The organism is Pseudomonas sp. COR18 (assembly GCF_048568395.1).
In the GTDB taxonomy this organism is placed as follows: domain Bacteria; phylum Pseudomonadota; class Gammaproteobacteria; order Pseudomonadales; family Pseudomonadaceae; genus Aquipseudomonas; species Aquipseudomonas fuscovaginae_B.
This window is the reverse complement of sequence record NZ_CP183808.1, coordinates 4,679,703-4,690,984: the sequence shown is the minus strand read 5'-3', so window position 1 is coordinate 4,690,984 and position 11,282 is coordinate 4,679,703. Positions and strand designations below refer to the sequence as shown.

Here is an 11,282-nt window from a genome sequence, read left to right as displayed (position 1 = left end):
TCAAGAAACCGGTCAGGAAACCAGTTTTTCCAGATCATCGAGGGATAGACGTTTGAGGGCCTCCAGCGATTTAGCCAATTCATCCTGAGCAGGCGACAAACCACCGCGCAGGGCCTCGATGCGTTCGCAGAAGGCAAGTAGCGTCTGCGCCGCGAACAACTCCTTGAGCGCGACCTTGTCACCCAGGCGCTCGGCAATCCGCGTCACCACCAGGGTCGCCAGCAACGAATGGCCACCCAATTGGAAGAAGTTGTCGCCCAGGCCCACCCGCTCGACCTCCAGCACCTCCTGCCAGAGCTTGGCGACCTCGCGCTGCAGTTCCGTCTGCGGCGCCTGGTAGTGCGTCTGCAACGGGTTGCCGCCCAGGGCGATCAGCGCCTGGCGATCGAGTTTGCCGTTGGGGGTCAGCGGCAAGGCGTCGATCAGGTGCAGGTGGCTCGGCACCATGTGCGCCGGCAATTGCCCGGCCAACGTATTGCGCAGGCCGTCGACAAAGGCTCGCGCATCATCACCGGCCTGCGTCGCCACGACGTAGCCGTGCAGGTGCTTGCCCGCCGCACCGTCCTGGGCCAGGACCACCGCCTCGCGCACTGCCGGCTGTTGCAGCAGGCGTGCCTCGACTTCGCTCAGCTCGATACGGAAGCCACGGATCTTCACCTGGTGGTCGGCCCGCCCGATGTATTCGATCTGCTCCCGCTCGCCCTGGCGCACCAGGTCGCCGGTGCGGTACAGACGGTCGCCAGCGGCGCCGAACGGGTTCGGCACATAACGTTCGGCGGTCAGCCCCGGCCGCATCAGGTAGCCACGGGTCACCCCGGCACCGGCCAGGTACAACTCCCCCGCCACCCCTGCCGACACCGGCAGCAACTGGCTGTCGAGCAGGTAGGCGTCAGTGTTGTCCAGCGGCCGGCCGATGTTCGCCGAACCCCGGGCGCTGCGCAGGGTGAAGGTCGAGTAGGTGGTGTCTTCCGAGGGCCCGTACAGGTCGTAGACCTGGCTGACCGCCGTGCTGGCATACAGGCTGTCCACCAGCGTCTGTTTCAGGGGCTCGCCGGCCAGGTTGATGGTGCGCACCGACGCAGGGATCTGCCCGGCACGCTGCAGCGCGGCGATCGCCGACGGCACGGTGTTGATCAGCCTGACCCGCTCGCGCTGCGGCAGGTCGGCCAGGGCCAGGGCGTTGTCCGCCAGCACCAGGTAGCCGCCTGCGGCGAGGGCGACGAAGATCTCCCACACCGACAGGTCGAAGCAGATCGACGTCGAGGCCAACACCCCACGCAACTGCTCGATGCCATAAACCCCAACGGACCACTGGATCAGCGCCGCCAGGTTGCCGTGACTGATCGCCACGCCCTTGGGCTTGCCGGTGGAGCCGGAGGTATAGATGACATAGGCCAGGTTCTGCGGCTGGAGCGAAACGGCGGGAGCCTGGGCTGGATAGGCCTGCAGCCAGTCCTCGCCCTCCTCCACCAGCAGCACCTGCGACGACAGATTCCGGGGCAGGTATTGCAGCAGGCGCGGCTCGCTCAAGAGCACCGTCGCGTGGCTGTCCTCCAGCATGTGCAACAGACGCTCCTGCGGATACTCGGGGTCCAGTGGCACATAGGCGCCGCCGGCCTTGAGGATCGCCAGCAGGCTGACGATCATCCGCGGGGTGCGGCTCAGGCAGACACCGACCCGCACTTCCGGCCCCACGCCGAGTTCGCGCAGCTTGTGGGCCAGGCGATTGGCACTGCGATCCAGGCTGGCGTAGTCCAGTTCGCGCCCGGCGAACAGGATCGCCGGCGCCTGCGGCTGGGCCAGTACCTGGGCATCGATCCGGGTGAGCACGTCGCGCGAATCCACCGCGGTGACGGTACCCTTGCCCCAGTCCAGCACCGCCTGGCGTGGCTCGCCGGCCAACAGTTCCAGGTTGCCCAGTGCCTGCTGCGGCGCGGCCATGAAGGCCCGCAGCAGGTGCTCGAGCTCACGCCCCAGGCGCGCCACGGTCGGTGCGTCGAAGCAGGCCCGATCATAGCTCAGTTCCAGGTTCAGATCGGTGCCGGTCACGGCCACCAGCGTCAGTGGGTAGTTGGTCTGTTCCTGACGGCTGATGGCCGAGAATGCAAGACCCGTCCCCGAAGCCTGGCCGAGCGCCTCGGCCATCGGGTAGTTCTCGAACACCAGCAGACTGTCGAACAGCCCGCCCGCACCGAGCCCGGCCCAGCGCTGGATATCGTACAGCGGCGTATGCTCGTGCTCACGCAACGCCAGGTTGAGGTCCTGTACCTGTTGCAGCCAGGCCACCACCGGAATCTGCGCCGAGGGCGAGGCCGCCACCGGCAGGGTGTTGATGAACAGGCCGATCTGCTGCTCCACCCCGGCCAGATCGGTTGGCCGCCCGGCCACGGTGGCCCCGAAGGCCACGCAGTCCTGGCCGGTGTAACGCTGCAGCAGCACTAGCCAGGCGGCCTGTACCAGGGTGTTGAGGGTGACCTTGTGCTCGCGGGCGAAACGATTCAGGTCGGCGGTCAGCACGGTACCGAAACCATGTTGGTGTTCGCCATGCCCAACTGCCAGCGTCTGTCGGCTAACGACGGCATTGGCCAGTCGGGTCGGCTCCTGCAGGTCGGCCAGCGCCGATGCCCAGAATGCCTGGCTGACACGGGCATCACGCTGGCCGAGCCATTCGATGTAGTCACGGTAACGGCCGGCACCCCGGCTAATGGTGGCTCCCGCATAACGCTGAAGCACCTCGCCGAACAATTGCGACGTACTCCAACCGTCCATCAGGATATGGTGGCTGGTGTAGATCAGGTGATAATCACTGGTACTGGTGCGCACCAGGGTCACGCGCAACAGGGGGGCCTGCCCCAGTTCAAAACCGGTCGCCAGGTCATCTTGCGCCAGTTGATCGAGGGCCGCCGGCAGATCACCGCGCTCGCGCCAGTCATGCACCACCAGCGGCATTTCGACCTGGCGTCGCACGATCTGCAACGGGGCGGCCAACTCCTGCGGCCAGACGAACACCGAGCGCAATACCTCATGGCTGTCCAGGCCCTGCTGCCAGGCAGCGCGGAACGACTCGACATCCAGTCCCCGCACATCGGCCCGCAACTGGTTGGTGTAGGCCGCGCCGTCCGGTTCGTCGAGCGCATGGAACAGGATGCCCTGCTGCATCGGCGACAGCGGGTAGATGTCCTCGATATCCGCCATGGCCACCGGCAGGCGCTGCAGTTGCGCCGAAGTCAGCTTCAACAGCGGGAAGTCGGACGGCGTCACGCCCAATTGGCCGCCCTGGCTGCAATGCTCGACCAGGCGCGTCAGTTCCTGCTCATAGGCCCGGGCCAGGGCCTCGATGGTCGACGGCTGGTACAGCGCACGACTGAAGCCCCAGTCCAGTTCCAGCTCGCCATCGAACACCTGGCCGTTGAGGCTCAGCCAATTGGCCGGCCGTTCCTCGGCCTGGTTGGCGCCGCTGCTTTCGCCGCTGGGCACGAACAGCGCCCCTTCGGCCTGGTCGAAGCTGCCGTCGAACTGGCCGAGGTAGTTGAAGGTCACCCGGGCTTCGGGCAGGGCCTGCAGTTGGCGGGCGAAATCCGTGTCCGCCAGGTAGCGCAGCAGGCCATGGCCAATGCCCTTGTTCGGCACCGCTCGCAGTTGCTCCTTGATCGCACGGATAGAACCGCCCGGATCGGCCTGCGGGGTCAGGCGGACCGGAAACAGACTGCTGAACCAGCCGACCGTGCGACTCAGGTCGAGGTCGTCGAACAGGTCCTCGCGACCGTGGCCTTCCAGCTGGATCAGCACCGACGGCTGCCGGCTCCAGTCACAAAGCACCCGGGCCAGGGCGGCCAGCAGCAGGTCGTTGATCTGGGTGCGGTAGGCCGCCGGGGCAACGCTGAGCAGTTGCCGGGTCAGTGCCTTGTTCAGCCGCGAGGTGGCGTGGCCGATGCCGGGGAGCGGGTTCTCCAGATGGTCGTTGGGCAGTTGCGCAGCGGCACCGTCCAGGTTGTCCAGCCAGTAATCAGCCTCGGCCGCCAGCGCCTCGCTACGCGCATGGGCCTGCAGGCGCTCGCCCCAGAGCTGGAACGCAGTGCTCTTGGCCGGCAGTTGCACGGCGCGACCGGTAGCGATGGCGGCGTAGGCACTCTGCAGATCCTCGAGCAGTATCCGCCAGGACACGCCGTCGACCACCAGGTGATGGATCACCAGCAGCAGGCGTTGCTCCCCCTCGGGCAGGTGCACCAGCAGTGCACGCAACAGCGGGCCGTCTTCGAGGTCGAGACTGCGCTGGGCTTCATCGGCCAAGGCGCCGAGCCCGGCGACATCCTCCAGCTCCCGCGACCACAGGACACTGGCGCCGGTGGAGCGATAACGCGCCTGCCATTGTCCAGCCTGCTCGACGAAGCTCAGGCGCAAGGCATCGTGATGCTCCAGCAGACTGGCCAGCGCCGCCTCCAGGTGGGAGGCCTCCAGTGCCTGCAATGGCTTGAGCATCACCGACTGGTTCCAGTGCTGGCGCTGGGCAATGTCCATATCGAAGAAGCGCGCCTGGATCGGCAGCAACGGCTGTTCGCCACTGATCCGCCGCGGTGCCTCGGCAACCGTCTTCTTCTCGATCAATTTGGCCACCGCTGCCAGTTGCGCGATGGTCTGCTTCTCGAACAATTGCTTGGGACTGAGCTTGAGCCCCTGGCGCTTGGCCCGGGCGATGATCTGCAGACTGAGGATCGAGTCGCCGCCCAGCTCGAAGAAGTTGTCGTGGCGACCGACGCGCTCGAGCTTGAGCACATCGGCCCAGACCGCGGCCAGTTTCTCCTCGATCTCCCCCTCCGGAGCAGCGTATTGCTGCTTGACCGGACCCGGCTTGGGCAGCGCCCGCTTGTCCAGCTTGCCGTTGGCGGTCAACGGCAGCTGTTCCAGCAGCAGGATCTGCGCCGGCACCATGTAGTCGCTGAGGCACGCCTGCAGACGCTGGCGCAGCTCTTCGACCTGTAACACCACGCCGGCCGCCGGCACGCAGTAGGCCACCAGTTGCAGGCGCGTGGCGTCGTCTTCCATCGGCAGCGCCAGCACCGCCGCCTGGGCGATGGCGTCGAAGCCCTGCAGCAACCGGGCGATTTCCCCGGGCTCGACACGGTAACCCCGGATCTTCACCTGGTCGTCGTTGCGCCCCATGAACTCCAGCAGGCCCTGGCGGTTGCAACGCACCCGGTCACCGCTGCGGTAGGCCCGGCTGCCCGGCTCGCCAAAAGGATCCGGCAGGAAGCGTTCGGCGGTCAGCCCCGGCTGCCCGAGATAACCCAGGGCAACGCTGGCGCCACCGATGTACAGCTCGCCCGGTACCTGCGCAGCGGCGATGTTGAGCACGTCGTCCAGTACCAGGGTCCGGGCAGCGGGCAGCGGCTGGCCAAGGGCGATGCCACGCTCCAGCGACGCGTCGGCGAGCACTTCGTGAGTCAGCACGCCCACGGTGGTTTCACTGGGCCCGTAGTGGTTGATGAAGCGGCAGGCCGGCTTCAGTTCGCGCACCTGGCGCACCAGTGCCGGCGCGCAGGCCTCACCACCGACGATCAGCGCATGTTCGGGGAGGATGTCCGCCGGCCGACCGCCCTGCAGCAGGGCCGACAGATGCCCGGGAACGATTTTCAGGATGCCGACCCGATGTTCGCACATGTATTGGGCAAAGCCGTCCGGGTCAAAGCCCAGGGCCTCGGGCAGCACATGCAGGGTACGACCGCCGCACAGGGCGCCGAACAGCATGGTGTGCCCCAGGTCGGCGGCGATGGTCGAGACCAGTGCCATGCTGGCGCCTGGCGCCAGGTCCAGGCGTTGCGTCAGGCCCTGGACGTAACTGGCCAATGCGCCATGGCTGACCAGCACCCCCTTGGGCTGGCCGGTGGAGCCGGAGGTGTGGATCACGTAGGCCGCGGACTGCGCCGACAACTCCAGCGATGGCGCAGCGGCTGGCTGTTCGTCCCAGTCCGCCGGGGTGAAGGCCTGCGCGCCGCATCCGGACGGTACCAGGCCGGCGAGCCGTGCATCGCCTGCGGCGCACAACAGCAGACGTGTCCCGGCCCGTTCGAGCATCTGCCGCAGACGTGTATCCGGGGCCTTGGTGTCGAGCGGCATGTACACCGCACCGGTCTTGAGAATGGCCAGCAGGCTGGTCAGCCAGTCCAGCGAACGCTCCATCAGCACCGCGACCGGCTCGCCAATGCCCACACCCCGCGCACGCAGGTGGTGGGCCAGGCGGTTGGCGGCCTGGTCCAGTTCGGCGAAACTCAAGGTCTGCTCCAGGCAACGGGCCGCCAGCGCCTCGGGCTGGCGACGAACCTGGGCGTCCCAGTGCCGCAGCACCAGCGGCGCGGGCTCCGGGCTGGCGGCCGGCAGTGATGGAACCGGCTGATTCAGGCTGAACAGCGGTGCCTGCGGCGCCTGCAGCAAGGCATCGAACAGCGCCAGCAGCGCCGGTACGAAACCCTCGACCGTCGCGTGCCGGTAGAGGTCGCTGGCATAGGTCAGCTCGCCATGGATCAGCGTACCGTCATCGGTGATATCCAGGGCCAGGTCGAAGTGCGTACCGTCCTTGTGCAGTGGGTATTCCGCCACGCTCAGACCCGGCAACTGGATCGAGCGCTGCTTCTGCATGCCGACGTTCTGGTTGAACTTGGCCTGGAACAGCGGGTTGTGATCCAGGTTGCGCTCAGGTGCCAGGGCATCCACCAGTTGCTCGAACGGCAACTCCTGGTGCGCCTGGGCACCGAAACTGCTTTCGCGCAGGTGGCCCAGCAGTTCAAGGAAACTCTGGCGCTCGTCGACCTCGCAACGCAGCACCTGGGTGTTGACGAAAAAGCCGATCAGGCCTTCGACTTCCGGGCGGCCGCGGTTCGCGTTCGGCACGCCGACACGGATGTCGCGCAGGCCGGACTGGCGCGAAAGAAACAGCGAATAACCGCCCAGGACCAGCATGAACAGGCTGATGCCCTGGCCGCGGGCGAAGGCATTGAGTTGCCGCGAGCGCTCGACGCCGAAGTCGAACTTCAGGGTCCGGCCCTCGAAACTCTGCGCCGGCGGCCGTGGGAAATCGGCGGCAACGTCCAGCAGCGGCTGCTCGTCGCCCAGTTGCCGACGCCAGTAGTCCAACTGCCGCTCGCCCTCGCCGGCCTCCAGCCAGCTGCGCTGCCAGATCGCATAGTCGGCGTACTGCAACGGCAGGGGCGCCAGGCCCGGCTCGCGTCCCTGGCTGAACGCCTGGTAGGCCTGGACGAACTCCCTGACCATCACGTCCATCGACCAGCCATCGGAAACGATGTGGTGCATGCTCACCACCAGCACCCACTCGTCCGCGGCCAGCCGGATCAGGCTGGCCCGCAGCAATGGTCCGTTGAGCAGGTCGAAGGGTTGCGCGGTGATCGCCCTCACCCGCTCGGCCAGCTCGGCCTCACGTGTCTCGCTGGCGCAACCCGACAGGTCCAGCCTGCTCAGCGGCACGCCCAGGTGGCCGAGGATCACCTGGCAGGGTTGCTCGCCGTCGACCTGGAACACCGTGCGCAGGACTTCGTGACGCAAGGCGATATGCTCGAAGGCGCGCTGCAGGGCCGATTCGTCAAGCCGACCCTGCAGGCGCAGACCGGCGGCCATGTTGTAGGCGGCGCTGCCGGGGTCGAGCTGCCAGAGGAACAGCAGGCGCTGCTGGGCATAGGACAAGGGGATCCGCGCCACCTCATGGCGGCTGACCGGCATCGGCAACAGGCTGAAATCCTTGCCCTCCTCGCTCAGCTTCGCCAGGAACTGCCGACGCTGCGCCAGGGGCAGGCCGATGAATCGTTTGGCGATACGTACCGCAGGGTTGCCACTCATGCTCCAAACTCCTCCAACGAACTCATGAACTGTTCCATGTCGGCCCAGTCGTTATCTGCAGCGCCCTGCGCCAGCGTCGCCAGCTCGGCGGCCAGTTCGCTCAGCAGGGGTTTCTCGAACAGGCTGCGCAGCGGCAGGCTGACCTCCAGACGGGTCTTGACCCGGGCGATCACCTGGGCCGCGAGCAATGAATGGCCACCCAACTCGAAGAAGTGGTCGTCGAGCCCGACCTGGGGTACCTGCAGCACCTCTTCCCAGATAGTCGCCAGGCAACGTTCGGTCTCGGTCTGCGGCTCGCGGTAGCTGGCCTGCAACTGGCTCGGATCGGGCACCGGCAGGGCCTTGCGGTCCAGCTTGCCGCTGGGGGTCAGCGGCATCCGCGGCAACACCAGCAGGTGCGAGGGGATCATGTAGTCCGGCAGGCGGCCCTGCAGGGAGGCCTTGACCTCAAGCCGCCAGAGGCTCTGCTGCGCCGGTTCCAGGGCCTGGTCGGGCACCAGGTAGCCGACCAGTTGCGTGCCACCGGCCAAAGGCAGAGCCAGTACCGCGGCTTCCCGCACGCCGGGACATTGCAGCAGGCGCGACTCGACTTCACCCAGCTCGATACGAAAACCGCGGACCTTGACCTGATGGTCGACCCGCCCGATGTACTCCACCGCGCCATCCTCGCGCAGGCGCGCGCGGTCGCCGGTGCGGTAAAGCCGTTCACCCGGGGTGAAGGGATCGGCGATGAAACGCTCGGCACTGAGGGCCGGCTGGCCCTGGTAGCCGCGAGCCAACCCCGGCCCGCCGATGTACAACTCGCCGACAGCACCCCGGGGCAGCAGTTCGAGGTCGCCATCGAGCACCAGCAGGCGCCGCCGGGCCAGGCCGAAACCGATGGGCACGCCGCGCCAGGACACCGCTTCGGCCGACAGCCCGGTGCAGTCATAGGTGCTGGAGACCACGGTCGCCTCGGTCGGGCCATAGGTATTGACCAGGCGCACGCCGCCCAACCCGGCCTGCGGCCACAGACGCAGGCCGTCGACGGCCATGGCCTCGCCGCCGATGTGGATCTGGCGCAGGGCGCCATAACCGGCGGGTGGGCGGGCCGCCCAGTCCTGTACCAGCAGGTGCCAGTAGGCGGCCGGCAGGTCGGCCAGGGTGATGCCATGGCGCAGGATCGCCTCGTGTAGCGTGGTGCTGTCCCACAACCGTTCATCACGCAGCACCACGCAGGCGCCCAGGCTCAGCGGCGGGAAGAACTGCTCGACAAAACCGTCGAAACTGCTGGTGGCGAACTGTAGAACCCGGTCGCTCGCCAGCAACTCACTGTACTCCGTAGCCCGGGCGACGAATTCCGCCAGCGCCTGGTGGCTGATACCGACGCCCTTGGGCCGTCCGGTGGAACCCGAGGTGTAGATGACATAGGCCAGCGACTGCGGGGCCGGCGCCAGTTCCAGATCGGCCTGGGCATAACCGCCATCATTGATCCGGTCCAGGCACAGGGCCTCGACATCGCCCAGCGGTGGCAGCCCATCCAGCCACTGGCTGTGGGTCAACAGCAGTTTCAGGCCACTGTCCTGCAGCACATGGGCCAGACGCGCCGGCGGCATCTGCGGGTCCAGCGGTACATAGGCACCGCCCGCCTTGAGCACCGCCAGAATGGCCACGGCCAGGTCCAGTGTGCGGCCGATTGCCAGCCCCACCAGCACTTCCGGGCCGACACCGTGACCACGCAGCAGGTGTGCCAGGCGGTTGGCCCGGCGATTCAGTTCGGCATAGCTCAGGCTCGGCGCCTGGGCAGCGTCGGCCAGGATCAGCGCGGTAGCGTCGGGAGTACGGCGGGCCTGGGCCTCGAACAACTGCACCATCGACAACGGGCTGTCCGCGGGTACCTCCCTCTCGTCACCACGGCCCAGCAGGTCGGCGACTTCCTCTGCCGCCAGCATCGGCAACTGGCCGATCGGCTGCTGCGGATCGCGGCACACGGCGACCAGCAGGTTGCGCCAGTGGCCGGCCAGGCGTTCGATGGTCGCGCCGTCGAAAATATCGGTGGCATAGGTGAACGCGGCAAACAGTTGCTCGCCCTCCTCGCGGGTTTCCAGCATCAGGTCGCTGGCAGCCGCATGCTGGCGGCCGTGCCCGACGCCCTGTTCCTCGTCCAGAAGGGCAACCCGCAGCCCGCTCGCCAATTGCCGACCCTGTACGTCGGTAACCAGCGGCTGATGGTTGAACATCACCTGGAACAGCGGGTTGTGGCTCTGGCTACGGGCCGGCTGCAGGGCCTCGATCAACGCATCGAACGGCAGTTCCTGATGCGCCTGCGCGCCCGCAGCGGCCTGGCGCAGACTGTGCAGCAACTCGACGAACGGGGTCTGGCCACGGACTTCACTGCGCAGCACCTGGGTGTTGACGAAAAAGCCGATCAGGCCCTCGGTCTCGCTGCGGGTGCGGTTGGCGATCAGGCCACCGACGCGGATATCGCTCTGGCCGCTGTAGCGATGCAGCAGGCTCTTGAACGAGGCCAGCAGCACCACGAACAGCGACACACCCTGACGCTGGGCCAGGGCCTTGAGCTGCTGGCGCAGGTCGCTGTCGACCCGTACTTCCAGGCGTGCACCACGATGGCTGGCCTGGGCCGGGTGCGGCCGGTCGGTGGGCAGTTCGAGCACCGGATGCTCTTCCCCCAGGTGCTCGCGCCAGTAGGCCAGTTGCCGCGCCTGCTCGCCGGCTTCGAGCCAGCTGCGCTGCCACAGTGCGTAGTCACGGTAGTGCACGGCCAGGGCCGGCAGCTCGGCCGTGGAGCCGGCCACGCAGGCGTCGTAGCAACGGCTGAATTCCTCGATCAGGATGTTCATCGACCAGCCGTCGGCGATGATGTGGTGCAGCGTCAGCAATAACACCTGTTCCTGTTCGGCCAGGCGCAGCAGGCGGATGCTCAGCAGGGGTCCCTGCTGCAGGTCGAACGCCTGTCCGGCCTCGTCGGCCATGATCTGCCGGGCACGGACACGACGCTGCGCCTCGTCCAGTTGCTGCAGATCGTCAACCCGTACCGTCGCCGCCCTCGCCGGGGCGACCCGCTGGAACGCCCGCTCACCGTCCTGGCCGAAGGTGGTGCGCAGGCATTCGTGCCGGGCGATCAGGGCACTGAAGGCCTGCTCCAGCGCCGCCAGGTCCAGCGGCCCCTGCAAGCGCACCGCCATCGGCAGGTTGTAGGCCGCGCTGCGGGGATCGAGCTGCCAGAGAAACCACATGCGCTGCTGGGCGTAGGACAGGCCGTCCCGCTCGGCGACACCCTCGCAGGCGGCGATGGGCAGCAGCGAAAAGTCGACCCCCTCCCGATCCATGGCAGCCAGGAAGAGACTGCGCTTGTCCTGGGGCAGCTCGATGAAACGGCGAGCGAGTTTCTGTGCGTCTTGGGGCTTCATGTGAGAGGGTCCTTGCTGATCGGCGGC

Annotated in this window: 2 protein-coding genes; both read right to left on the bottom strand. The window is 67.3% G+C overall.

The features are described from left to right. Positions 1-12 precede the first annotated feature (12 nt). Positions 13-7,845, bottom strand: coding sequence for an amino acid adenylation domain-containing protein (locus ACM62G_RS21615; protein WP_419735507.1), 7,833 nt, complete (start codon positions 7,843-7,845; stop codon positions 13-15). Continuing rightward, complete coding sequence (locus ACM62G_RS21610) at positions 7,842-11,255, bottom strand: amino acid adenylation domain-containing protein (RefSeq protein ID WP_419735506.1); 3,414 nt, start codon at positions 11,253-11,255, stop codon at positions 7,842-7,844. The genes ACM62G_RS21615 and ACM62G_RS21610 overlap by 4 nt, the downstream gene beginning before the upstream one ends. Positions 11,256-11,282 lie beyond the last annotated feature (27 nt).

Excerpts from the sequence above, each read along its gene's own strand:
- ACM62G_RS21615 (WP_419735507.1), bottom strand. The coding sequence starts at position 7,845 with ATGAGTGGCAACCCTGCGGTACGTATCGCCAAACGATTCATCGGCCTG.
- ACM62G_RS21610 (WP_419735506.1), bottom strand. The coding sequence starts at position 11,255 with ATGAAGCCCCAAGACGCACAGAAACTCGCTCGCCGTTTCATCGAGCTG.